General features: G+C 67.1%; 21 protein-coding genes and 3 pseudogenes. 12 read left to right on the top strand and 12 right to left on the bottom strand.

Going from position 1 to position 24,609, the window contains the following annotated elements; genetic code table 11:
• Positions 1-201 precede the first annotated feature (201 nt).
• The gene (locus GFH49_RS18685; protein WP_155057183.1) at positions 202-1,644 is read left to right on the top strand and encodes a CCA tRNA nucleotidyltransferase; all 1,443 of its coding nucleotides are present in this window, start codon (positions 202-204) and stop codon (positions 1,642-1,644) included.
• Between the two features lie 103 nt (positions 1,645-1,747).
• On the opposite strand, the gene GFH49_RS18690 is transcribed toward GFH49_RS18685, so the two are convergent.
• The 4 genes from GFH49_RS18690 to GFH49_RS18705 form a co-directional block, all read right to left on the bottom strand.
• Positions 1,748-2,308 carry an LppU/SCO3897 family protein gene (locus GFH49_RS18690; RefSeq protein WP_155057185.1) on the bottom strand — a complete coding sequence of 187 codons (561 nt, stop codon included), beginning with the start codon at positions 2,306-2,308 and terminating at the stop codon, positions 1,748-1,750.
• Between the two features lie 121 nt (positions 2,309-2,429).
• A complete protein-coding gene (locus GFH49_RS18695) occupies positions 2,430-3,692 on the bottom strand; it encodes an MFS transporter (protein WP_155057187.1) in 1,263 nt (420 codons plus the stop codon).
• A 79-nt stretch (positions 3,693-3,771) separates the two neighbouring features.
• Positions 3,772-4,854 (bottom strand): inositol-3-phosphate synthase, encoded by a 1,083-nt coding sequence (locus tag GFH49_RS18700; protein WP_155057188.1) that lies wholly within the window; start codon positions 4,852-4,854, stop codon positions 3,772-3,774.
• 43 nt (positions 4,855-4,897) lie between these two features.
• Complete coding sequence (locus GFH49_RS18705; protein ID WP_155057190.1) at positions 4,898-5,581, bottom strand: PadR family transcriptional regulator; 684 nt, start codon at positions 5,579-5,581, stop codon at positions 4,898-4,900.
• Between the two features lie 385 nt (positions 5,582-5,966).
• Here GFH49_RS18705 and GFH49_RS18710 point away from each other — a divergent pair, with 385 nt between their 5' ends.
• Entirely contained in the window at positions 5,967-8,636 is a 2,670-nt protein-coding gene (locus tag GFH49_RS18710) for a transglycosylase domain-containing protein (RefSeq protein WP_155057192.1), read from the top strand.
• A gap of 121 nt (positions 8,637-8,757) precedes the next feature.
• Positions 8,758-10,275: a glycosyltransferase family 87 protein gene (locus tag GFH49_RS18715; RefSeq protein ID WP_155057194.1), complete on the top strand. Its 1,518-nt coding sequence runs from the start codon at positions 8,758-8,760 to the stop codon at positions 10,273-10,275.
• 81 nt (positions 10,276-10,356) lie between these two features.
• On the opposite strand, the gene GFH49_RS18720 is transcribed toward GFH49_RS18715, so the two are convergent.
• The 3 genes from GFH49_RS18720 to GFH49_RS18730 form a co-directional block, all read right to left on the bottom strand.
• Complete coding sequence (locus GFH49_RS18720) at positions 10,357-11,388, bottom strand: alanine racemase (protein WP_155057196.1); 1,032 nt, start codon at positions 11,386-11,388, stop codon at positions 10,357-10,359.
• A gap of 65 nt (positions 11,389-11,453) precedes the next feature.
• Positions 11,454-12,575 (bottom strand): peptidoglycan bridge formation glycyltransferase FemX, encoded by a 1,122-nt coding sequence (femX, locus tag GFH49_RS18725; protein ID WP_155057197.1) that lies wholly within the window; start codon positions 12,573-12,575, stop codon positions 11,454-11,456.
• Positions 12,576-12,743: 168 nt separating this feature from the next.
• On the bottom strand, positions 12,744-13,058 hold the full coding sequence (locus tag GFH49_RS18730; RefSeq protein ID WP_155057199.1) for a hypothetical protein: 315 nt from the start codon (positions 13,056-13,058) through the stop codon (positions 12,744-12,746).
• A 264-nt stretch (positions 13,059-13,322) separates the two neighbouring features.
• Between GFH49_RS18730 and rpsF the strand changes: the two genes are divergently transcribed.
• The 4 genes from rpsF to rplI all read left to right on the top strand — a co-directional run bounded on the left by rpsF (position 13,323) and on the right by rplI (position 15,050).
• Positions 13,323-13,613, top strand: coding sequence for a 30S ribosomal protein S6 (rpsF, locus tag GFH49_RS18735; protein ID WP_005482942.1), 291 nt, complete (start codon positions 13,323-13,325; stop codon positions 13,611-13,613).
• 80 nt (positions 13,614-13,693) lie between these two features.
• Positions 13,694-14,275, top strand: a complete 582-nt coding sequence (locus tag GFH49_RS18740) for a single-stranded DNA-binding protein (protein ID WP_155057201.1) — start codon at positions 13,694-13,696, stop codon at positions 14,273-14,275.
• 73 nt (positions 14,276-14,348) lie between these two features.
• Entirely contained in the window at positions 14,349-14,585 is a 237-nt protein-coding gene (gene rpsR, locus GFH49_RS18745) for a 30S ribosomal protein S18 (RefSeq protein ID WP_003949403.1), read from the top strand.
• 18 nt (positions 14,586-14,603) lie between these two features.
• Positions 14,604-15,050 (top strand): 50S ribosomal protein L9, encoded by a 447-nt coding sequence (gene rplI, locus GFH49_RS18750; RefSeq protein WP_155057203.1) that lies wholly within the window; start codon positions 14,604-14,606, stop codon positions 15,048-15,050.
• 190 nt (positions 15,051-15,240) lie between these two features.
• Here the strand turns inward: rplI and GFH49_RS18755 are convergent, their stop codons facing one another.
• On the bottom strand, positions 15,241-16,584 hold the full coding sequence (locus GFH49_RS18755) for an MATE family efflux transporter (RefSeq protein WP_196218043.1): 1,344 nt from the start codon (positions 16,582-16,584) through the stop codon (positions 15,241-15,243).
• A gap of 453 nt (positions 16,585-17,037) precedes the next feature.
• On the opposite strand from GFH49_RS18755, the gene dnaB reads away from it, so the two are divergent.
• Complete coding sequence (dnaB, locus tag GFH49_RS18760) at positions 17,038-18,516, top strand: replicative DNA helicase (RefSeq protein ID WP_155057207.1); 1,479 nt, start codon at positions 17,038-17,040, stop codon at positions 18,514-18,516.
• A gap of 77 nt (positions 18,517-18,593) precedes the next feature.
• Here dnaB and GFH49_RS18765 read toward each other — a convergent pair whose 3' ends face one another.
• The gene (locus GFH49_RS18765) at positions 18,594-18,989 is read right to left on the bottom strand and encodes a RidA family protein (protein ID WP_155057299.1); all 396 of its coding nucleotides are present in this window, start codon (positions 18,987-18,989) and stop codon (positions 18,594-18,596) included.
• A 136-nt stretch (positions 18,990-19,125) separates the two neighbouring features.
• Between GFH49_RS18765 and GFH49_RS18770 the strand changes: the two are divergent.
• Together GFH49_RS18770 and GFH49_RS18775 are read left to right on the top strand one after the other, a co-directional pair.
• A pseudogene (locus GFH49_RS18770) lies at positions 19,126-20,186 on the top strand (helix-turn-helix transcriptional regulator).
• Positions 20,167-21,552 (top strand): serine hydrolase domain-containing protein, encoded by a 1,386-nt coding sequence (locus tag GFH49_RS18775; RefSeq protein ID WP_155057209.1) that lies wholly within the window; start codon positions 20,167-20,169, stop codon positions 21,550-21,552. The pseudogene GFH49_RS18770 and the gene GFH49_RS18775 overlap by 20 nt, the downstream one beginning before the upstream one ends.
• A 62-nt stretch (positions 21,553-21,614) precedes the next feature.
• On the opposite strand, the gene GFH49_RS18780 is transcribed toward GFH49_RS18775, so the two are convergent.
• Together GFH49_RS18780 and GFH49_RS40200 are read right to left on the bottom strand one after the other, a co-directional pair.
• Complete coding sequence (locus GFH49_RS18780) at positions 21,615-22,067, bottom strand: GNAT family N-acetyltransferase (RefSeq protein ID WP_155057211.1); 453 nt, start codon at positions 22,065-22,067, stop codon at positions 21,615-21,617.
• Between the two features lie 9 nt (positions 22,068-22,076).
• Positions 22,077-22,169 (bottom strand): annotated as a pseudogene (locus GFH49_RS40200) (MarR family transcriptional regulator); the annotation flags it as partial.
• Positions 22,170-22,190: 21 nt separating this feature from the next.
• Between GFH49_RS40200 and GFH49_RS18790 the strand changes: the two are divergent.
• Positions 22,191-22,826: pseudogene (locus GFH49_RS18790) on the top strand (MFS transporter); the annotation flags it as partial.
• Between the two features lie 24 nt (positions 22,827-22,850).
• Here the strand turns inward: GFH49_RS18790 and GFH49_RS18795 are convergent.
• The gene (locus GFH49_RS18795) at positions 22,851-23,717 is read right to left on the bottom strand and encodes a GNAT family N-acetyltransferase (RefSeq protein WP_155057213.1); all 867 of its coding nucleotides are present in this window, start codon (positions 23,715-23,717) and stop codon (positions 22,851-22,853) included.
• A 219-nt stretch (positions 23,718-23,936) separates the two neighbouring features.
• Here GFH49_RS18795 and GFH49_RS18800 point away from each other — a divergent pair, with 219 nt between their 5' ends.
• The gene (locus tag GFH49_RS18800) at positions 23,937-24,569 is read left to right on the top strand and encodes an HAD family hydrolase (RefSeq protein ID WP_155057216.1); all 633 of its coding nucleotides are present in this window, start codon (positions 23,937-23,939) and stop codon (positions 24,567-24,569) included.
• Positions 24,570-24,609 lie beyond the last annotated feature (40 nt).

Here is a 24,609-nt window from a genome sequence, read left to right on the forward strand (position 1 = left end):
GGGCGGCGTCGGGCTGTCCCGTATGTTCCCGTATAAAGGAGGCGCGTCCCCCGCGCACCGCAAGGACGGATCTTGTGCGCGTATCAGGGAGGCGACGTGCCCGTCCGCTTTGGGCTGTGATGTCTTCCCCCTTCAGCCGTGATGTCTTCCCTGCTTAATGGGGGCGCTCGGGGTCGCCCGGGCCACGTACCCTCTTCTGTTGTGCCGAACGCCAACGAAGACAACCTCAGTGCCCTGAGCCAGGTGCAGCACCGCGCGGTCAGTGAACTGCTGCGGGTCGCTCCTGTCGCCGACGACCTCGCTCGCCGCTTCCAGGAAGCCGGGTTCTCACTCGCCCTGGTCGGTGGATCGGTCAGGGACGTGTTGCTCGGCCGGCTCGGCAACGACCTCGACTTCACGACTGATGCCCGCCCGGAGGACGTCCTGAAGATCGTGCGCCCGTGGGCGGACGCCGTGTGGGAGGTCGGGATCGCCTTCGGTACCGTCGGGGCGCAGAAGGATGGCTACCAGATCGAGGTGACCACCTACCGGTCCGAGGCGTACGACCGGACGTCACGCAAGCCCGAAGTGTCATACGGCGATTCCATCGAGGAAGACCTCGTCCGGCGTGACTTCACGGTGAACGCGATGGCGGTCGCGCTCCCGGAGAAGGAGTTCATCGACCCGCATGGTGGTCTCAAGGACCTTGCGGAGCGTGTGCTGCGCACGCCGGGCACGCCCGAGGAGTCCTTCTCGGACGATCCGCTGCGGATGATGCGGGCCGCGCGCTTCGCCGCGCAACTCGACTTCGAGGTGGCCCCCGAGGTTGTCACGGCGATGAAGGAGATGGCCGGGCGCATTGAGATCGTCTCGGCCGAGCGGGTCCGGGACGAACTGAACAAGCTGATCCTTTCCGCGTACCCGCGCAAGGGACTGACCCTGCTGGTCGGCACCGAACTGGCCGACCACGTACTGCCCGAACTCCCGGCGCTCCGTCTGGAGCGCGACGAGCATCACCGGCACAAGGACGTCTACGACCACACGCTGATCGTCCTGGAGCAGGCGATCGCACTTGAGGATGACGGCCCCGACCTCACCCTGCGGCTCGCCGCGCTGCTGCATGACATCGGCAAGCCCCGCACCCGTCGCTTCGAGGGCGATGGCCGGGTCTCCTTCCACCACCACGAAGTGGTCGGCGCGAAGATGACCAAGAAGCGGATGACGGCGCTGAAGTACTCCAACGAACTCGTGAAGGACGTCTCCCGTCTGGTCGAACTCCACCTCCGTTTCCACGGCTACGGCACCGGCGAGTGGACGGACTCCGCGGTCCGCCGCTACGTCCGTGACGCCGGCCCCCTCCTCGACCGCCTGCACAAGCTGACCCGCTCGGACTGCACGACGCGGAACAAGCGCAAGGCAGCGGCTCTGGCCCGGGCGTACGACGGACTGGAGGACCGCATCGCCCAGCTCCAGGAGCAGGAGGAGCTGGACGCGATCCGCCCCGACCTCAATGGCAACCAGATCATGGAGATCCTGGGCGTTGGGCCGGGGCCGGCCGTTGGGCGTGCGTACACGCACATGCTGGAGCTTCGGCTGGAGAACGGGCCGATGGAGCACGACGCGGCGGTGGCGGCACTCAAGGAGTGGTGGGCAGAGCAGGGCTGAGGATATGGAAACGGGGTCATGTTTCACGTGAAACATGACCCCGTGCAGCACGCGCGAGGGGGGCGGTGTTTCACGTGAAACACCGCCCCCCTCGATGTCTGCCCTACTTGGTGTAGTCCTTCAGGCAAAGCAGGAAGTCGCTGCCGTCACCGCTCTCGGTGTACACGTACTGGAAGTCCTTGGCCTTGGCCTCGCACTGGGAGCTGGCCTCGGTGTCAGTGGTGTACGAGCCCTCGACCTTGGCCAGCACCACGTACTCAGCATCCGAAGAGCTGCACTCGACTACCTCTAGGTCCGGGTCGCTGTTGCTGGTGCTGCCGCGGTGCATGCAGTCGCCCACCGCGGCCGTGTTGGCGTCATCCCGGCTGGCGATGATGCCGCCGATGACCACGCCGATGACGACTATGCCGACCACGATGTTCCTGATCGTCTTGAAGCTGAGCTTGCGACCGGACGGCTGTGGCGGGACCGGCGCATAGGGCGAGGCGCCCTGCTGGGGAAAGCCGGGCTGCTGAGGGAAGCCGGGCTGCGGGGGAAAGCCGGGCTGGCCCTGATGCTGCGGGTAGCCGCCCTGGGGCGGATACGGGGCCTGGCCTTGCGGCTGGGCGTACGGGTTCTGGCCCTGCGCGAATGGGTTCTGGCCCTGGGGCGGCGGAGTTGTCAACGGGGTCCCCCTGAAAAGGATGGGCGACGCGGACATGGCGTCGAAATAAGACGCACGTAAGCTACCGGCCCCCACTGACAACTCCGTATCCGGGAGTGACTCTGTGGCACTGATGTGACACTTACTGGCGTTCAAAGCGGTTCATAGTGGTGGCAACTGCCCCGTAGATAACGGCCACCGTGATCACCAGCGGCACCGACCGACCGTCCGGCGGCAGCATCAAGGCAGCCACAGCGGCGGCTCCGACGAACGCGGCGTTGAACAGGACGTCGTAGACGGAGAAGACCCGGCCGCGGAAGCCGTCGTCGACCGAGGACTGCACGATCGTGTCCGTGGCGATCTTCGCCCCCTGGGTGGTGAGGCCCAGGACGAATGCCGCGACCAGCATGGGAGCCGTGGCGAACGGCAGGCCCAGGACGAGTTCCAGGACCGAGGCCGCCGCCGCACACACCACGATCCAGCGGCCGGCTCCGAGTCGTCCCGCTGCCCAGGGCGTCAGCACCGCCGCCGCGAAGAAACCGGCGCCGGAAATGGCCAACGCAAGCCCCAGTAGGGCGAGTCCGTCGTCTGAGGTGGACGTGAAGGCGTACCGGCAGAGCATCAGCAGCATGACCGTCAGGGCGCCGTAGCAGAACCGCATCATCGTCATCGCGCACAGCGCCCATGCCGCCTCCCGGCGCTGAGGGGCGGCAAGATGACGTACACCTGCTGCCAGGTCGCGTGCGGTGCCGGAGAGCGCGGCGGCGAGGCGAGGCTGGACCAGCTCTCGGTCGGGGCCCAGCAGGTCCCGGGCCATGCTCAGCGAGGCCAGCCCCGCGCACAGATACAGCACGGCACCCAGCAGCACCACGGCCGCGTCGGAGTCGGCGACCAGCAGCCGCACGACGAAGGCGAGGCCGCCGCCGGCGGTCGCGGCGAGCGTTCCGGCAGTCGGGGAGAGGGAGTTGGCGATCACCAGCCGGTCGGCGTCGACCACGCGGGGCAGTGCGGCGGACAGGCCCGCCAGGACGAAGCGGTTGACGGCGGTGACGCACAGGGCGGAGACGTAGAAGAGCCAGTCAGGGACGTTGCTGACGATCAGGGCGGCCGTCACCGACGCCAGCAGGGCGCGCAGCAGGCTGCAGTACAGGAGAACCTGGCGGCGGCGCCAGCGGTCCAGCAGGACGCCTGCGAAGGGGCCCACCAGGGAGTACGGGAGGAGCAGGACCGCCATCGCGGAGGCGATCGCGGCGGCCGACGTCTGTCTCTCCGGCGAGAAGACGACGTAGGAAGCGAGTGCGACCTGGTAGACGCCGTCGGCCCCCTGGGACAGCAGGCGTACGGCGAGCAGGCGCCGGAAGCCCTGGAAGCGCAGGAGGATGCGCAGGTCACGGACGACGGCCATGCGGTTCAGCCTCACATATGGGGAGGGCCCCCGGGCCATACGACCCAGGGACCCTCAACGGGTCAAGAGACGACCGCTCTCAGCGCTCGACCTCGCCCTTGATGAACTTCTCCACGTTCTCCCGGGCCTCGTCGTCGAAGTACTGGACCGGCGGGGACTTCATGAAGTAGCTCGACGCCGAGAGGATCGGCCCGCCGATGCCGCGGTCCTTGGCGATCTTCGCGGCCCGCAGGGCGTCGATGATGACGCCGGCGGAGTTCGGGGAGTCCCAGACCTCGAGCTTGTACTCCAGGTTCAGCGGGACGTCACCGAAGGCGCGGCCCTCAAGGCGGACGTACGCCCACTTGCGGTCGTCGAGCCAGGCGACGTAGTCGGACGGGCCGATGTGGACGTTCTTCTCGCCGAGTTCCCGGTCGGGGATCTGCGAGGTGACGGCCTGCGTCTTGGAGATCTTCTTGGACTCCAGGCGATCACGCTCAAGCATGTTCTTGAAGTCCATGTTGCCGCCGACGTTCAGCTGCATCGTGCGGTCGAGGATGACGCCGCGGTCCTCGAACAGCTTTGCCATGACGCGGTGCGTGATGGTGGCGCCGACCTGCGACTTGATGTCGTCGCCGACGATCGGCACGCCCGCCTCGGTGAACTTGTCCGCCCATTCCTTGGTGCCGGCGATGAAGACCGGGAGGGCGTTGACGAAGGCGACCTTGGCGTCGATGGCGCACTGGGCATAGAACTTCGCCGCGTCCTCGGAACCGACGGGCAGGTAGCAGACGAGGACGTCGACCTGCTTGTCCTTGAGGATCTGGACGACGTCGACCGGCGCCTCGGCGGACTCCTCGATGGTCTCGCGGTAGTACTTGCCGAGGCCGTCGAGGGTGTGGCCGCGCTGGACGGTCACGCCGGTGTTCGGCACATCGCAGATCTTGATGGTGTTGTTCTCGGAGGCGCCGATGGCGTCTGCGAGGTCGAGGCCGACCTTCTTCGCGTCGACATCGAACGCGGCGACGAACTCCACGTCACGGACGTGGTAGTCGCCGAACTGCACGTGCATGAGGCCGGGGACCTTCGACGCCGGATCGGCGTCCTTGTAGTACTCGACTCCCTGCACCAGCGACGCGGCGCAGTTGCCCACGCCGACGACGGCTACGCGAACCGAACCCATTCCGGTTGCTCCCTGTGTGTACGAGTGAGGCCCTGACGGGACCTCACGTGGCGGTGTCGTCGGGCGTATCCGGCCGGGAGGTGTCCCCGGACCGGGGCAGGCCGCCCGACTCTCCAGATGTGGTGTCCTGCTGAGCGGGCCCCCCGGAGGCGGAACCACGGAGGTCCCGTCCGGCCCGCTCGCTCTCGATGAGCTCGTTCAGCCAGCGCACTTCGCGCTCCACGGACTCCATCCCGTGGCGCTGGAGCTCAAGCGTGTAGTCGTCGAGGCGCTCCCGGGTGCGCGCCAGGGAGGCGCGCATCTTCTCCAGGCGCTCCTCCAGCCGGCTGCGTCGCCCCTCAAGCACGCGCATGCGTACGTCGCGCGACGTCTGCCCGAAGAAGGCGAAGCGAGCGGCGAAGTGCTCGTCCTCGTACACATCGGGCCCGGTCTGCGAGAGCAGCTCCTCGAAGTGCTCTTTGCCTTCCGCCGTGAGCCGATAGACGATCTTGGCGCGGCGTCCGGTGAGAGGCGCGGCGAGGGCGTCCTCGGCGGTGCTCCCCGGCTCTTCGATCAACCAGCCGTTGGCGACCAGCGTCTTGAGGCAGGGGTAGAGCGTCCCGTAGCTGAACGCACGGAACACTCCCAGTGATGTGTTGAGTCGTTTGCGCAGCTCATAGCCGTGCATCGGGGATTCGCGGAGCAGGCCGAGTACGGCGAATTCGAGGATCCCGGAACGCCGGCTCATCGTCGCCTCCTCCCTGCCGCGGCCCTTGCGACGGGGCGCCTTGACGGTCCTTATGTCGAGCTGATGTATCGACTCGATACATCACGACGATAGAACGGCCTTCCGGATGCGACAAGAGGGAGGACGGTGAACGGGATCACATCACCGATTCGTAGGAAGTAAGTTGCCTGGTTTGGGGTGAACCTCGGGGCTAGGTGGGTTTTGACGGTGCGTAGTCTGTGCGGCATGCAGACCACCGGGAACCGAGTGACGCCTGGGGACGTCCTCGTCCCCGGTGCAGTACGGGTGAATGCGGGACCGACCACATCCGTACTTCGGGGGGACCGGAAACCTGCCGCCGTTTCCAGGCGCGCCACGGTGCGCCTGCCCTAGGAGTAGTCGTTCGATGAGCGAGCACCGCCGCAAACCGCCGCAGCCGCAGGGAGGCGGACGTGCCGCGGCCCGACGCGGCCAGTCCGGCTTGCCCACCGGCCGCCGCGCGGCACCGCGAGGCGCCACCGGGTCTCCTTCCGACTCGTACGGGTCGGATTCCGGGTCGGGAGCCGAGGAGCGGCCGTACGGCGGCCGCGCCGAGGCCCGGCGTGCGGCCCAGAGAAGCTCAGGCGGTCGCCGCAGAGCAGCCGACCCGGCCCAGAGCGGCGGACGCGCCGGTCCCGGACGAGGCAGAGGGCGATCGGTTCCTCCTGGCAGGAAACGGCTCATCGACTACCCCCGGGCCGACAGGTACGGGTGGCGTCGCTGGGTGCCGTCCTGGAAGCTCGTCTCCGGCCTGTGCATCGGCTTCTTCGGCAGCCTCGTGGCCGCGGCGGGCATCGCGTACGCGATGGTGGACATCCCCGACATCGCCAAGACCGCCGAGGCGCAGAACAACGTCTACTACTGGGCCGACGGCAGCGAGATGGTCGCCACGGGTGGCGAGACGAATCGCCAGATCGTCAATCTCTCGCAAATCCCCGAGGATATGCGCAACGCCGTCATCTCCCAGGAGAACAAGACCTTCTACACGGACAGCGGCATCGACCCGAAGGGCATCGCCCGCGCCGTGTTCAACATGGCCAGGGGCGGCGCGACGCAGGGTGGCTCCACGATCACCCAGCAGTACGTCAAGAACGCGATGCTCGACGACCAGTCGCAGACCGTCTCCCGGAAGGTCCAGGAGATCTTCGTCTCCATCAAGGTGGGCTCGCAGCTCTCCAAGGACGAGATCATGGCCGGCTACCTGAACTCCGGGTACTACGGCCGCGGGGCCTACGGCATCCAGGCGGCGGCGCGCGCGTACTTCAAAAAGGACGCCATCGACCTGAACGCGGGGCAGTGCGCCTTCCTGGCAGCGATGCTCAAGGGCGCCACGTACTACGACCCGGCGGGTGCCACCTCGATCGACCCCGCCGCCACGCCCGAGGCGAACAGCAGGCGGGCGGAGATCCAGATGCAGGACACCCTGGACAAGATGGTCGAGTACGGCCATCTGGATGCCGCGACGCGGGCCAAGTACACCGAGCTTCCCCGAACCCAGAGTCCGCGTTCGAACGCGGCGCTGAGCGGCCAGGTCGGCTACCTCGTCGACCTTGCCAAGGCGTATGTGGTCAACAACACGGACATCACCCAGAGCGATCTGGAACAGGGCGGCTACTCGATCTACACGACCTTCGACAAGAACAAGGTCAACGAGCTTGAGGACTCGGTCAAGAAGGTCCAGAAGGCCAACATCGACCCCGAGAAGCGTCCTGAGACGGACACGCACGTCCAGTTCGGCGGTGCCTCCGTGGACCCGAAGACCGGTGCGATCAAGGCCATCTACGGCGGTGAGGACGCGACCAAGCACTTCACCAACAACGCCGACGTCACCGGCGCCCAGGTCGGTTCGACGTTCAAGCCGTTCGTGCTCGCGGCAGGGATGACGTGGGGTGTGCGGGACCCGGATCTGGGTCCGACCCAAGCACAGGACGAGCGGACCCAGGTGTCCCCGAAGAGCCTCTACAGCGGCAAGAACAAACTCAAGATCGAGGAGTACAACGGAGACGTCTGGAAGAACGAGGAGGGCAAAGAGTGGCTGCAGGTCAATGACGGCGACCAGTCGTACGGCAGTCCGCCCAACTACGACATCGACCTCCGGGAGGCGATGCGGGAGTCGGTGAACTCCGCCTATGTGCAGCTGGGCATGGACGTCGGCCTGGACAAGGTGGAGGAGGCCGCCATCAACGCGGGCCTCAAGGAGGACAGCCTGTCCGGCACCGACTATCCGACGTTCTCCATCGGCACCTCCGACCCCAGTGCGATCCGCATGGCGGGTGCGTACGCCACGTTCGCATCCAGCGGCGAGCAGCGTGACCCCTACTCCGTGGAGAAGGTCACGAGCAAGGACGGCACGGTCTTCACGCACGAGACGCAGACCAAGCAGGCGTTCACCAAGGACGTCGCCGACAACGTCACGGACGTCCTGAAGACGGTCGTCGACGAGGGCACGGGTACCAACGCCCAGCTGACGGGGCGCGACGTGGCGGGCAAGACCGGTACCACCGACGGCAACAAGTCCGCCTGGTTCGTCGGCTACACCCCGCAGCTGTCCACGTCGATCACGATGTTCCGTTACGACGACGATGAGACCAAGAAGAACCGTACGTTCCTGGAGATGTACGGCACAGGCGACCAGGATTCGATCCATGGCGCCTCGTTCCCGGCGCAGATCTGGCACGACTACATGGAAGAGGCGCTGAAGGGCGAGCCTGTGGAGAAGTTCCCGACGCCCAAGCCCATCGGTGAGATCGTCAATGAGCCGACGCCGACTCCCACTCCTACCTTCACCGAGACGCAGGAGGAGAGCCCGACGCCGACTCCGACGCCCAGTGAGTCCCTCGCCTCTCCCTCGCCCTCGACATCCGAGACCTGTGGCTTCTTTGGCTGTGACGACTCGGGCGGCTCCGAAACGGGAGGTGCGAACAGCGGAGGTACGGACGGCGGTGTGACGTCTTCACCGACGCCTACGGATACGGGCGACGAGAATGGAAACCAGGGCAATGGCAACGGGGGCCTTTTCGGAGGGTCAACAGGCTAGGTGCCGGATCGTCCGGTGTGACTGTTTCACGTGAAACACCCGGATGTTTCACGTGAAACGAGGGCCGCCGCACCCACGAGGTGCGGCGGCCCTCGACGTACTCCTAGGTCGGTACGGCAGGATGTGCCCCATGCCCAGCGCAGAATCGACGCAAGCGAGCGTGCACGAGCCGGAGCCGGTACCGCCGACCAAGACCGACGAGGTCGCGGCGACCGGCAGTGAGCTGATCGGCGGCCCCATCGGCCGACGTGCCCTGCTCGGGACGTCCTGGTGGACCCCCGTGAGAGTCATCGCGCTGGTGGCGATCGGCATGTTCGCCCTCGGCCTGGTCCAGAAGGCGCCCTGCTACAACGGCGCCTGGTTCTTCGGTGCCAGTTCGCAGTACACGCACGCGTGCTACTCGGACATCCCGCACCTCTACCAGGGGCGCGGGTTCGCCGACGGGCTGGTGCCGTACTTCGACAAGCTCTCCGGCGATATGCAGTACCTCGAATACCCGGTGCTGACCGGAGTGTTCATGGAGGTGGCCGCCTGGCTCACGCCGGGCAGCGGCAGCATCCAGGACCAGGAGCAGTGGTACTGGATGGTCAATGCCGGGCTGCTGATGGTGTGCGCCGTCGTCATCGCCGTCTGCGTGACCCGTACGCACGCCCGGCGGCCCTGGGACGGTCTGCTGATCGCCCTGGCGCCCGCCTTCGCACTGACCGCCACGATCAACTGGGACCTGCTGGCTGTCGCTCTGACGGCCGCGGCGATGCTGATGTGGTCGCGGGGCCGCTCCCTCGCCTTCGGGGTTCTCCTAGGGCTTGCCACGGCCGCCAAGCTCTATCCCTTCCTCCTGCTCGGGCCGCTGCTGGTGCTCTGCTGGCGGGCCGGTAAATGGCGGGAGTTCGGTACGGCACTGGCAGGGGCGGTCGTCGCCTGGCTGGTCGTGAACCTGCCGGTGATGCTGTTCGCCTTCGAAGGGTGGTCGAAGTTCTACGAGTTCAGCCAGGAGCGGGGCGTCGACTTCGGCTCCTTCTGGCTGATCATGGCCCAGAACTCGACCAACCCGCTCAGCACCGACACGGTCAACACGCTTGCCACGCTGCTGGTGCTGGTGTGCTGCGCGGGCATCACGGCGCTCACCCTGACCGCACCGCGCCGTCCACGCTTCGCCCAGCTCGCCTTCCTGATCGTCGCGGCCTTCATCCTCACCAACAAGGTCTACTCGCCGCAGTACGTCCTGTGGCTGATCCCGCTGGCCGCGCTGGCCCGGCCGAAGTGGCGGGACTTCCTGATCTGGCAGGCCTGCGAGGTGGCGTACTTCCTGGGCATCTGGCTGTACCTCGCCTACACGACCAGCGGAGACGCCCACAAGGGCCTTCCGACCGACGGCTACCACTGGGCCATCGGCGTGCACCTGCTGGGGACGCTGTACCTGTGCGTGCTGATCGTGCGTGACATCCTCATGCCGGAGCGGGACGTGGTGCGCAGGGCCGGCGACGACGATCCCTCGGGAGGCGTCCTCGACGGCGCCGAAGACGTCTTCGTGCTCGGCGCGGCCGCCCATCCCCCTCGGCACGCGGCTCCGTTCGAGGGAACTCAAGTGGAGTGGGGCGGCACAGGCCCTGGGCCGTCCGAGGAGCGTTCGCTCTGAGCGAACGCGGCGTACGCGGGCCACGTAAAAGGCCGTACACGGTGTTTCCGGGTACGGCCTTTCCTGCTGTCGTGCCGCTGCTCAGCGGTCGACGATCCGGTCGAACTGTGTGGTGGTGTGCCGCAGATGGGCCACCAGCTCGTCGCCGACCTTTGGCTCCGGGGCGTCCGCGGGCACGAAGAGAATGGAGACCTGCATGTGCGGCGGCTCCGCGAACCAACGCTGCTTGCCGCCCCAGACGAACGGCGAGAGGTTCCGGTTGACGGTGGCGAGGCCGGCGCGGGCGACGCCCTTGGCGCGGGGCATGACGCCGTGCAGCGCCTTCGGGGCCTCCAGACCCACTCCGTGCGACGTACCGCCCGCCACGACCACCAGGTAGCCGTCCGAGGCCGCCTTCTGCTGCCGGTAGCCGAAGCGGTCGCCCTTGGAGACGCGGGTGACATCCAGGACCGCGCCGCGGTACTCGGTGGCTTCGTGGTCGCCCAGCCACAGCCGGGTGCCGATGCGGGCACGGAAGCGGGTCTGCGGGAACTGCTGCTGGAGGCGGGTGAGTTCTTCGGCCTTCAGGTGGCTGACGAACATCGTGTGCAGGGGCAGGCGGGCCGCGCGCAGCCGGTCCATCCATCCGATGACCTCCTCGACGGCGTCCGAGCCGTCGGTGCGGTCCAGTGGCAGATGGATGGCGAAGCCCTCCAGACGGACGTTCTCGATGGCGGCGTGCAGCTGCGGCAGGTCCTGCCCGCTCACGCCGTGCCGCTTCATCGAGGACATCACCTCGATGACCACACGGGCGCCCACGAGGCCGTACACGCCGTCCACCGACGACACCGAGCGGATGACCCGGTCCGGCAGCGGCACCGGCTCCTCGGCACGCCGGTACGGCGTGAGCACCAGCAGGTCACCGCCGAACCAGTCCTTGATGCGCGCGGCCTCGTACGTCGTGCCGACGGCGAGGACCTCCGAGCCCATCCGGGTGGCCTCCTCGGCGAGACGTTCGTGCCCGAAGCCGTAGCCGTTGCCCTTGCAGACCGGGACGAGGCCCGGGAACTGCTCCTGCACGTGCTTGTGGTGCGCCCGCCAGCGCGCGGTGTCGACGTAGAGCGTGAGCGCCATGGCCGGACCTGGAACCTTTCTCGTGGCTGCGGTGTATCAGAGATGTGAAAGCAAATTGTGGTGTGTCAGCGGCGGGACATGTAGATGTCGAGCGCCTTGTGGAGCAGCTTGTTGAGCGGGAAGTCCCACTCGCCGAGGTATTCGGCGGCCTGCCCACCCGTGCCCACCTTGAACTGGATCAGGCCGAAGAGGTGGTCGGTCTCGTCCAGCGAGTCGGAGATACCGCGCAGGTCGTAGACGGTGGCGCCGAGCGCATAGGCGTCGCGCAGCATCGTCCACTGCATCGCGTTCGAGGGCCGGACCTCGCGGCCGATGTTGTCGGACGCGCCGTAGGAGTACCAGACGTGCCCGCCGACGACCAGCATGGTCGCGGCCGACAGGTTCACACCGTTGTGGCGCGCGAAGTACAGCCGCATGCGGTTGGGGTCCTCGGTGTTGAGGGCCGTCCACATGCGCTGGAAGTACGACAGCGGGCGGGGCCGGAAGTGGTCACGCACAGCGGTGATCTCGTACAGCCGCTGCCATTCCTCAAGGTCGTGATAGCTGCCCTGGACAACCTCGACACCAGCCTTCTCGGCCTTCTTGATGTTGCGGCGCCAGAGCTGGTTGAAGTTCTTGTGGACGTCTTCCAGGGAGCGGTTGGCCAGCGGCACCTGAAACACGTACCGGGGCTGTACGTCACCGAAGCCGGCGCCCCCGTCCTCCCCCTGCTGCCAGCCCATACGGCGGAGCTTGTCGGCGACCTCGAAGGCGCGCGGCTCGATGAAGTCGGCCTCGATGTCGCGCAGGCGCTTCACGTCCGGGTTCTGGATGCCCTGCTTGATGGAGCCGGCCTCCCAGCGCCGAATGATCACCGGGGGGCCCATCTTCACGGAGAAGGCACCCTGCTGCTTGAGGTGCGCGAGCATCGGTTCCAGCCACTCGGTGAGATTCGGCGCGAACCAGTTGATGACCGGGCCCTCGGGCAGATAGGCCAAGTAGCGCTTGATCCTGGGCAGTTGCCGGTAGAGGACGAGCCCTGCGCCGACCAGTTCACCGGTGCGGTCGTCGAACCAGCCGAGGCTCTCGGAGCGCCACTCCGCCTTGACGTCGGCCCATGCCGGGACCTGCATGTGGCTCGCCGCTGGCAGGCTCTGGATGTATGCCAGATGGTGCTCGCGACTGATCGTCCTCAGGGTCAGGCTCATTCGGGGCGCTCCTCGGGCTGGTCTGTCCCCATGGGTACAGGGGCTCCGGCTCTAGCGCCGAAGCCTACTGCGCCTTGCGCGCGCCCCGACTGGGCGTACGGCAGCTTCGCCCCGGCCTGTTGGCCACCGAGGCGTTCCACGGTGTTGAGAGGAGGGTGTTCTAAGGCGTCAGCCGAAGACCCCGCCGAAGAGACCGCCGTGTGCCATGCCGAGGAAGAAGCCGACACCTGCCGCTCCAAGACCCAGGATCAGGCCGAAGCGTTCGCGGGTCGTAACGGAGATCCACTGCCCGTAGGCGCCGGTGACGATCCCCACCAGGCCGGTCCAGGAGCTGAGCAGGTGCAGGCTGTGGAACATCGCCGTGACGAAGGACGTGATCCCCAGTACCAGCGTCACCGCGAGCAGCGTGTCCTGGAGCGGGTGGGGTTTGCCGTCGGTGGCGAAGAGGCCTCCGACGGTGTTGGGTCGCAATGCTTGTGCCATAGGGCACCTCCTGCGGAAGACGGCGCATCGTAGCGCCATACACACCCGATGTGTACAGATTGTCGGTTCCAGCGACCGGATTTCAACCGGAAGCAGGTGTGCGGGTACTCTTTACCCTCTGCACCGGTGTATGCCCATGCCACGGCTCGGAATTCCCAGGGGAACCCCCGATTGTCAGTGGCGGCCGATACCGTTGCGTACGCATCACAACCCTCCTGCCACGGAACGACCGTGGCCGCTGAGTCCAAAGGAGGTGGGTTCCATATGCGTCACTACGAGGTGATGGTCATCCTCGACCCCGATCTGGAGGAGCGCGCTGTCGCCCCCCTGATCGAGAACTTCCTCTCCGTCGTCCGCGAGGGCAACGGCAAGGTCGAGAAGGTCGACACCTGGGGCCGTCGTCGTCTCTCGTACGAGATCAAGAAGAAGCCCGAGGGCATCTACTCGGTCATCGACCTGCAGGCCGAGCCTGCGGTCGTCAAGGAGCTCGACCGCCAGATGAACCTGAACGAGTCGGTCCTCCGGACCAAGGTCCTCCGCCCCGAGACCCACTGAGCTCTCCCGCTCAGCTGAACTCGGGACTCTGAGTAGCAGCACTAGCAGCCAGCAGCAGCAAACCCGCCGAGAGGTTCCCCATGGCAGGCGAGACCGTCATCACGGTCGTCGGCAATCTTGTCGATGACCCCGAGCTGCGCTTCACCCCCTCTGGTGCGGCGGTCGCGAAGTTCCGTGTCGCGTCCACGCCCCGCACCTTCGACCGGCAGACGAACGAGTGGAAGGACGGCGAGAGCCTGTTCCTCACCTGCTCGGTCTGGCGTCAGGCGGCGGAGAACGTCGCCGAGTCGCTCCAGCGAGGCATGCGCGTCATCGTGCAGGGCCGGCTGAAGCAGCGGTCCTACGAGGACCGTGAGGGCGTCAAGCGCACGGTCTACGAGCTGGATGTCGAGGAAGTCGGCGCCAGCCTGCGCAGCGCCACGGCCAAGGTCACCAAGACCGCCGGCCGCGGTGGCCAGGGTGGTTACGGCGGCGGTGGCGGCCAGGGTGGCGGCGGCTGGGGCGGTGGCCCCGGCGGCGGTCAGCAGGGCGGTGGCGGTGCTTCCGCCGACGACCCGTGGGCGACCGGCGCTCCCGCCGGTGGCCAGCAGGGCGGCGGCGGTGGCTGGGGTGGAAACTCCGGCGGCGGTGGCGGCGGCTACTCGGACGAGCCCCCCTTCTAGAACTTCGGGCCCAGGTGCCCGTGGCCGAAGGCGGGTCGTACCCCAAACTTCTTGATCACACAGGAGAAACACCATGGCGAAGCCGCCTGTGCGCAAGCCGAAGAAAAAGGTCTGCGCTTTCTGCAAGGACAAGGTCACGTACGTGGACTACAAGGACACGAACATGCTGCGGAAGTTCATTTCCGACCGCGGCAAGATCCGTGCCCGCCGCGTGACCGGCAACTGCACGCAGCACCAGCGTGATGTCGCCACGGCCGTCAAGAACAGCCGTGAGATGGCGCTGCTGCCCTACACCTCCACCGCGCGATAAGGGAAGGGTGACCGACACATGAAGATCATCCTGACCCACGAGGTCTCCGGCCTCGGTGCCGCGGGCGACGTCGTCGACGTCAAGGACGGTTACGCTCGCAACTACCTGATTCCGCGGAACTTCGCGATCCGTTGGACCAAGGGTGGCGAGAAGGACGTCGAGCAGATCCGTCGTGCTCGCAAGATCCACGAGATCCAGACCATCGAGCAGGCCAACACCGTGAAGGCCCAGCTTGAGGGCGTGAAGGTCCGCCTGGCTGTCCGCTCCGGCGACGCCGGTCGTCTCTTCGGTTCCGTCACTCCGGCCGACATCGCTTCCGCGATCAAGGCTTCCGGTGGCCCCGAGGTCGACAAGCGACGGATCGAGCTCGGTTCACCGATCAAGACCCTGGGCGCTCACGAGACGTCCGTGCGTCTGCACCCCGAGGTTGCCGCCAAGGTCAGCATCGAGGTCGTCGCGGCGTAAGTGCTGCGCTCGCGAGAGCAGTGTGTGGGGCCGCACCCTTCGGGGAGCGGCCCTCTCTGCTTGCCGGGTGTTTCACGTGAAACAACGTGACCGCATGCGGCCGGTCAGGGGGCGGAGCTTCGGTCGATGGCGCCTCATGAGCCCATTGCTCGTGGCGGGCCTCCATCTGCTCATGTTTCACGTGAAACCCTCAGCGCGTCGCGCCGGTGACGATCCAGCGGCCCGAGCGGGTGCGCAGCCACAAGGTCAGCATCCGGACGGTCATCATCAGTGTCATGGCGGCCCAGACTGCGGTGAGTTCTCCGCCGAGTGTGGGGATGAGCAGCGCGACGGGGAGGAAGACCGCAAGGGTGACCGCCATCGCCCATGCCAGGTAGGGTCCGTCTCCCGCGCCCATCAGGACGCCGTCCAGGACGAACACGATGCCGCAGATCGGCTGTGAGAGGGCGACCACCAGCAGAGCGGGCAGGGCGGCGTCTTTGACCACGGAGTCACTGGTGAACACTGGCAGGAACAGTGGACGGGTGAGCATGACCAGCAGTCCCAGGACGACTCCGGTGGCGACACCCCACTCCACCATGCGTCGGCATGCGGCGCGGGCACCCTCGGTGTCCCCGGCGCCCAGATAGCGTCCGATGATGGCCTGCCCGGCTATCGCTATGGCATCCAACGCGAAGGCGAGCAGACTCCACAGGGACAGGATGATCTGGTGTGCCGCGACATCGGCATCGCCGAGGCGGGCTGCTACGGCCGTGGCGATCATCAGGATCGCCCGCAGGGAAAGCGTGCGCACCAGCAGGGGCAGGCCTGCTTGCGCGGATGCCCGGATCCCGGCAGCGTCGGGGCGCAGCGAAGCGCCATGGCTGCGGGCGCCCCGGACGACCACCACGAGGTAGGCCGTCGCCATACCGCACTGGGCGATGACAGTGCCCCAGGCGGATCCGGCGATGCCGAGGTCGGCGCCGTAAACGAGTCCCACGTTCAGGACGCCATTGGCGACGAAGCCAGCGATTGCGACGTACAGAGGCGTCTTGGTGTCCTGTAGTCCGCGCAGGACCCCTGTCGCGGCGAGCACGACGAGCATGGCCGGTATGCCAAGCGATGAGATCCGCAGATAGGTGGTCGCATATGGCGCCGCGGTGTCCGAGGCACCGAAGAGGTCCACGAGGGCTGGTGCCGTAGGCAGGACGACGGCCACGACGGCTGCGCCGAGGAGTAGCGCGAGCCAGATGCCGTCCATGCCCTGGCGGATGGCGGACTGGAGGTCGCCGGCGCCGACGCGTCGGGCAACGGCCGCCGTGGTGGCGTAGGCGAGAAAGACAAAGACGCTGACGGCTGTCACGAGGAGGGCCGAGGCGACCCCGAGTCCGGCGAGCTGCGCCGTGCCGAGATGGCCGACGATCGCGCTGTCGGCCATGACGAAGAGGGGCTCGACGACAAGTGCGCCAAAGGCCGGGACGGCCAGTGCGACGATCTCTCGATCGTGCTGTCGCCGAACAGTCCTGGGGGTCGCGGGGGCCTGTGTCATGAGCATCAATCTAACCGTCCACAGGTAAGAGATGCAATGTATTAGTGACCCTTACTGACTGTCTCGGCCGGTGTAGCTTTGTGTGCGGTTTGAAGCGATCTTGATCCGGCGAAGAAGTTTTTTCTTCTGCACAGCCGGTGGATGGTAAAAGTGCAGGTCAAAGCCGTTTGTGTGGCGGGGGCGGGGGCTTGTTCACAGGCCTGTCCACCGTGTCGTGCACAGGTTTTGCGGAGTTCTCCACAGCATCGGGACCGTCGTCCACATGGCCTGTGGATAACCAGATTGGCTGACGGTGCCGCGGGGCCTACGGTGGTCCGACGCCTACTCCGCCCGTCGGCTCGAAAACCATCACAAATCCGACGCGTCAGAAGCGGAGTTGGGCCTCTTATTTGTCAGTGCCGTGCCGTAGAAAAGAGAGGCGCGGCGAGGTCCGCTGGGCGGACGGGAGGAGGTGGCTCGGTGAGTATTTCCGAGCCCTTGGACGACCCGTGGGCCGATACCGGTCCAGGTGATCGTCTCCCCGCGTCTCGCCGACGCGGCGACGGAGGCCGTGGCCGCGACGAACAGCACGACCGCGGCCGGGAGAACGGCACCTGGGACGGCGGGGGCACCTCCTTCGAGCGTGTACCGCCGCAGGACCTCGACGCCGAGCAATCCGTCCTCGGCGGCATGCTTCTGTCCAAGGACGCCATCGCCGACGTCGTCGAAATCCTCAAGGGCCACGACTTCTACAAGCCCGCGCATGAAACGATCTTCCAGGCGATCCTCGACGTCTATGCGAAAGGAGAGCCGGCCGACCCGATCACGATCGCCGCCGAGCTGACCAAGCGCGGCGAGATCAACAAGGTGGGCGGTGCGTCGTATCTCCACGGCCTTGTCCAGACCGTGCCGACGGCTGCGAACGCCGAGTACTACGCCGAGATCGTGCACGAGCGGGCCGTCCTGCGCCGCCTGGTCGAGGCGGGTACCCGTATCACCCAGATGGGATATGCGGCCGACGACGACGTCGACGAGATCGTCAACCGCGCCCAGGCCGAGATCTACGCGGTCACCGAGCAGCGCACCAGTGAGGACTACCTGCCGCTCGGCGACATCATGGAAGGTGCGCTCGACGAGATCGAGGCGATCGGTTCGCGCAGCGGCGAGATGACCGGTGTGCCCACAGGATTCACCGACTTCGACTCGCTGACCAACGGGCTGCACCCGGGGCAGATGGTGGTCATCGCCGCGCGTCCTGCCATGGGCAAGTCCACGCTCGCGCTCGACTTCGCGCGCGCCGCGTCGATCAAGCACAACCTGCCGAGCGTCATCTTCTCCCTCGAAATGGGCCGCAACGAAATCGCGATGCGTTTGCTGTCCGCCGAGGCCCGCGTCGCCCTGCACCACATGCGATCCGGCACTATGACCGACGAGGACTGGACGCGCCTGGCCCGCCGGATGCCGGACGTCTCGGCCGCCCCGCTCTACATCGACGACTCCCCGAACCTGTCGATGATGGAGATCCGCGCCAAGTGCCGTCGACTGAAGCAGCGCAACGACCTGAAGCTGGTCGTCATCGACTACCTCCAGCTGATGCAGTCCGGTGGCTCCAAACGGGCCGAGAGCCGTCAGCAGGAGGTCTCGGACATGTCCCGTAACCTCAAGCTGCTGGCCAAGGAGCTGGAGCTCCCGGTCATCGCGCTCTCCCAGCTGAACCGTGGTCCCGAGCAGCGGACCGACAAAAAGCCGATGGTCTCCGACCTGCGTGAGTCCGGCTCCATCGAGCAGGACGCCGACATGGTGATCCTGCTGCACCGCGAGGACGCCTACGAGAAGGAGTCGCCGCGAGCGGGCGAGGCCGATCTGATCGTGGCCAAGCACCGTAACGGCCCGACGGCTACGATCACGGTCGCCTTCCAGGGGCACTACTCGCGTTTCGTGGACATGGCACAGACCTGATTCGACGGCTGTAGGGTCATCTGCCTGCTCCTTGTGCCGGTCCGGCCGGCACTGGTGGCAGAGGCGGCGAGGTCGCATCACGCGACGGCGGTCGCCTCAAGCTCGACCATGTGGCTGGGGATCGCCAGCCGCGTCACCCCGAGCATCGTGGTGGTCGGCGCCACCCCGGCGGTGCCCAACCGCGCCGCCAGCACGCCGTAGTGCTGGAAAAGCAGGTCGACGTCGGTCGTGTAGACGTTGAGGCGGACGAGGTTCGCGAGAGACATGCCGGCCTCGTCGAGCACGGCCTCCAGGTTGGCGATGGTCAGCGCCAACTGCCCCGCCATGTCGCCGTCATGCTGGGGCCTGCCGTCGTCGCTCATCGCCGTCTGCCCCGAGACGTACAGGGTCCGGGTGTGCCCGGAGACGACCTCCCCCTGGTTGAACCCCAACTCGGCAGACCACGTCACCGGGTTGACCGCCGTTCGTTCCATTGCCACGTCAGCTCCATTCGATTTACGGGGAGTACGTACGGCCATCGGCTCGGTAGCCGTCAGCTTCGACGTCGTGTTGACGAGCCTCGCAACAAAACACGACATCCTTGGTCACGTATTTCGATAACGTCCTCGCATGCGCGCCGACCGATTGGTCTCGCTGGTGCTGCTACTGCGTCAGCGCGGTCTGCTGACTGCGGACACGCTGGCCCGTGAGTTGGAGGTGTCCACCCGCACCGTGCTGCGCGACATCGAGGCGCTGTCCGCGGCCGGCGTCCCGGTCTACGCCGAACGTGGCCGGTACGGCGGATTCGCGTTGTCGCCCGGCTTCCGGACCGAGCTCACCGGTCTGAACCACGACGAAGCCCTTGCCTTGCTGACCGCCGGATCGGGGCGCGGCGAGCAGGTATTCGGCCTCGGCTCGGCGCTCGCTTCGGCTATGCGAAAGGTGGTCGACGCGCTGCCCGAAAGCCACCGGGCCACCGGGCCACCGCGAGCGATGCGGTCCAGCGACTTCTCGTCGACCCGGAGACCGATCTGCTCTCACGCCGGCTGGTCACTGAGGAGGTACCCGACGCCACGATGATCGAGGTGCGGCGCGCGGTGCTCGCCGGACACAAGCTGCGCATCCACTACGCGGCCGCGGGCCAGACAGCACGGTGGCGCACGGTGGACCCGATCGGCCTGGTCACGGTACGCGACCGGGGCTACTTGCTGGCCACGAGATCTGGCGCGGACCGCACCTACCGGCTGTCGCGGATGTTGGCCGCCGAGGAGCTCCCCGAAACGGCACAGCGGCCAAACCGGGTCGATCTGGACCGGATCTGGCGGGAGCGCTCGGCGTAGTTTCTCTCTGGCGGCGACCACATCACCGTGCTGGTGCGGGTGAACCCGGCACGCCGTGAGGACCTGCTGGACACCGCGCTGGCCGTCCGCGCAGAAGCCCCCGACACAGACGGCTGGCTGCGGCTGGAAGTGACCTTCCAGGATTCACGCCACGCCGAGTGGGCGCTGTGGCAGCTCAGCACGGACGCGGAAGCCCTGGGCCCGCAGTCGTTGCGCACCTCCCTACGCGACCGCGCCGCCGCGATGGCCACCAGCTACCGAGCCTCATCCGACGGGCGGGCACGCGGAAATGCGCTCGACGTGTGCCGTCCCGGCGGATGGACTGAGGAGTATGACGACAACTCAGGATGAGCTTCTTCCCGGCACGCGCAGGGCGCTGCTGCACCGGATCGCGGTTGCCCAGGCCGAAGGACGTGCGCCGTCGCTGGTCGCGGCTGTCGTACGGGGCGGGCGGACGGTGTGGCACGGTGCCCGGACCTCAGTGGACGGACACGCGCCCGACGAGAACATGCAGTTCAGGATCGGCTCGATCACCAAGACCTTCACAGCCGTTCTTGTGCTGAGGCTGCGCGATGAGGGAGTGCTCGACCTCGGTGATCCGCTGGAGAAGCATCTGCCGGGTACCGGCGCGGGGGAGGCCACGATCGCCGATCTCCTCGCGCACACAAGCGGGTTGGCGGCCGAGTCGCCCGCGCCCTGGTGGGAGCGAATACCAGGGACCCTGCGCCCCGATCTCGCCGACGTGCTCGGAAAGCAGCCCTTCGTGCATCCCGTAGGCCGCCGCTTCCACTACTCGAACCCCGGCTACACGATGCTGGGCGCGCTCGTCGAGAAGCTGCGGGGAGCTGCTTGGGAGGACGTACTACGGCGTGAAGTGCTCGAACCTCTGGGCCTGAACCGCACGAGTGCTCAACCTCAGGCGCCGCATGCGGGTGGCTGGGCCGTGCATCCCTGGGCCGATGTGATGTCGCCCGAGCCGGCCGAGGACCTCGGACGGATGGCTGCGGCCGGTCAACTCTGGTCCACGACCGGCGATTTGGCGCGATTCTCGGTCTTCCTCGCCAAGGGAGACAGCCAGGTGTTGAGCGCGGAGACGGTACGGGAGATGTGGACGCCGGCGGCACCCGCTGAGGTGGCGGATGTCGTGGACGGTGTGACCTATGGTCTCGGCATGCAGCTCCAGAGCAGGGACGGCCGGTTGCTCGTGGGGCACTCGGGCTCGCTGCCGGGTTTCCTGGCGAACCTCACGATGAGCGTGGAGGACGACGTCGCGTCGGTGGTGCTGGCCAACTGCACGTCCGGGCCCCTGCTGGGCACGGTCGGCCCCGACCTCGTACGCATCGTCGCCGACGCTGAGCCGCGCATTCCCGAACCCTGGCGCCCCCTGCCGGAAGTCGACCGGTCCGCACTGGAGTTGACGGGGCAGTGGTACTGGGGGACGCACGCTTTCGCCCTGCGGCTCACGGCCGCCGAGGGGGTTTCACTGGAGCCGTTGTCCGGCACCGGCCGGCGCTCGCGCTTCCGGTCGAACGGCGACGGCACCTGGACCGGCCTGGAGAGCTACTACGCCGGAGAGCTTCTACGGGCCGTACGGCGGGCGGACGGGACAGTGGACCATCTGGACCTCGGGTCGTTCGTGTTCACACGTCAGCCGTACGACGAGGCGGCTTCTGTACCAGGTGGAGTCGATCCGGCAGGCTGGCGGGGCATTCGGTAACCAGGGGACGGGCGCGTAGGACATGAGAGGGGCCCTGTTTCACGTGAAACAGGGCCCCTCCGTCACAGCATGAGCTTGAACCCCACATGCGAGGCGTCGAAGCCCAGCCGCTCATAGAAGCGATGCGCATCAGTGCGGGAGGCGTCGGACGTCAACTGCACCAACCGGCAGTGTCGGCGCCGTGATTCGTCGACCGCCCACTCGATGAGCTGTGTACCGAGACCGCCGCCGCGCTCGTCCGCGTGGATGCGTACTGCCTCAACGATCGAGCGGGTCGATCCCTTCCGGGACAGCCCGGGGATGATCGTCAACTGCAGGGTCCCGACAATCCGGCCCTCCCTTACGGCCACGACCAAGTGCTGGTTCGGATCGCCGCTGAGGCGCTCCAGAGCCGCCAGATAGGGGGTCAGGTCGTCCGGGGATTCGCGCTGGGCCCCCAAGGGGTCATCGGCGAGCATGGCCACGATCGCGGGGACGTCGTCCTTGACCGCGGGACGTATTTCAAGATCTCCCATGCCCGCACCCTATGCGGGCAGGTTCAGCGACTCCACGACACGTACCAGCGGAGCCAGCTCGGGATTCCTGGCGGCCTCGTCGAGGGCCTCGCGCAGCGTCGCCGCTCTCGGCGTCGTCGGCCTCTCGTCCCCGGCCTGTGCAAGCCCGAAGGCGTGCGCCTGCGCGACGAACTGGCCGCGTTCAAGAAGGCCCAGGTGCAGCTCGCCATGGCGATGACCGTGCTCGGCTTCGGCGGCGTCTTCGCGGCCATCACCTACATCGCGCCGATGATGACTGACGTCGCCGGCTTTTCGCCGACGGCTCTGTCACCTGGCTGCTGCTCCTCTTCGGCCTCGGCATGGTGGGCGGCAATCTCGTCGGCGGCAAGTACGCCGACCGGGCCTGATGCCCATGCTGTATGTCTCGCTGGGCGTCCTCGCGGTCGTCCTCGCGCTGTTCACGCTCACCGCGCACAACAAGGTTCTCGCGGCGGTCACGATCGTCCTCGTCGGTGCCCTGGGCTTCGCCACCGTCCCACCCCTGCAGAAGCGGGTCCTCGACCAGGCGTACGGCGCCCCGACCCTGGCCTCGGCCGTGAACATGGGCGCCTTCACCCTCGGCAACGCGTTGTCGGCCCGGCTAGGCGGCCTCGTCATCGCGGGCGGTCTCGGCTACACCGCACCCAACTGGTGGGTGCCATCCTGGCTGCTGCGGCGCTGGTCCTGGCATTCCTTTCGGCCGCCCTGGAGCGCCGTGAGAGCACACCCATGCCCTTGTGACCGGTGCCGGCGTATCGAGGGATCTCAGCCGGCGGCCACCGTGAGTGGGGCGAACCGCCGCGTCCAGTCGCCGGGCAGTTCCGAGATGCCGTACGTCATGACCGCGTTGAAGGCCACGGAGGCCATACCTCGCTCCTTCGCCCACACCAACAGCTCCTCATGGCGCACATCGATGTCCGTGCGCAGTCGACGGTTCGTATGGGCGGCCAGGGAGGCGATCAGGGCCTTGGCGGTCTCCGTGTCATGGGCGATCAGCGGACCCACGACATGCGTGTCCATATTGGGCCAGGCGGCCGCGTATCCGACGATCCGGCCGCGCTCTTCGGCCACGCACAGCCGATCGGCGAAGGCGGGCAGGCGGGTGATGAGGTGCGTGCGATCGGTGCCGAACACCTCCTCATCGAGCCGGAGGATCGCCGTGAGGTCCTCGGCGGTGGCGGCACGCGTGGTGACCTCGGGCTTGCGGCCGCCCGGCGTGAAGTGCCCATGCAGCATTTCGGCCCGGCCGGTGACCTTGAAGCCGATTTCCTCGTACAGCGGGCGGCCGTTCGGCGTGGCGTGCAGTGTCAGGGGCGTGGTGCCCAGCTCGGACACGACGTGCCGCATCAACCGGCGGCCGACGCCCTGGCGGGCGTACCGCTCGGCGACCAGGACCATGCCGATGGCACCGAGGTCGGGGCGTTCCCGGGGACCGTACTCGGTGACGACACAGGCGCTTACGAGCCCTCCGGCCGGGTCATCGATGCCGAAGCCCTTTCCGGCCGCGAGGAGCAAGCTCCACTTGTGCTGCTCGCGCGGCCACCTCCGATCCTCGGACAAGTCGGCGCAGGCCGTGAGGTCACGAAGCGTCAGACGACGGATGGGCAGAGAAGTGAGGAAAGGAGTCGGCACGCAGGTCAGGCTGTCCGACGGGTGCCCGCTGCGTCCACCTGTTTCCGGGGAGTTGTACGACCTTTTGGCCATGTCATGGCGAGGCGCACAGCGCATCCACGAGTGTCGGAGGTTTCACGTGAAACAGGGCGAACGGAGGCCATTGGGCGCTCGGACTCGGCTCGTTCGGACTGCACTCGCGCAGAGTGCCGCATGCGCGTCCCATTAGCCTCAAGGCCCATGGCGAGACTTCATCTCTTCGACCTGGACGGCACGTTGCTTCATGGCACCTCCGCGCCCATGGAGATCTCACGGCAGCTCGGACTTGAGGCTGAGACGGTGCTGCTGGAGCAGGCGATCTCTGCGGGGGAGATCGGGCCGCCGGAGTATGCGACGAGGGTGCACGGGCTATGGAGGGATCTCACCGAGGCGCATGTGTCCGCCGCCTTCGAGGGCGCACCGTGGCTGACGCGCATCCGTGACGTCTGGGCGGAGGCCACGGCGCAGGGCGACTACTGCGCCGTGATCTCGCTCTCGCCGTCGTTCTTCGTCGAACGTCTCACGGCCTGGGGCGCGCACGCGGCCTATGGATCCCGCTTTCCCGCTCTCCCGTTCACTGAGCCTGTGGACCCTGCTGGAGTGCTCAGTGCTGCGGCCAAGGTCGAGATCGCTGACCTGCTGTGCGAGAAGTTCGGAGTAGCCCGCGCCGATTGCATCGCCTATGGCGACTCATCGTCGGACACGGACCTGTTCGGCGTGGTGCCGGTCTCCGTCGCGGTCAACGCGGACGCTGCGCTCTCCGGTCTCGCGACGCATTCCTACAAGGGGAAGGATCTGTGGGAAGCCTATGAATTGGTGCGTCATGCCCGGTAATTGAGGGAATTGCTGGTTCGCCCTCTCGCCTTATTCGTGG

Origin of the sequence: Streptomyces blattellae, from assembly GCF_009709555.1 — a bacterium.
Classification (GTDB): Bacteria; Actinomycetota; Actinomycetes; order Streptomycetales; family Streptomycetaceae; genus Streptomyces; species Streptomyces blattellae.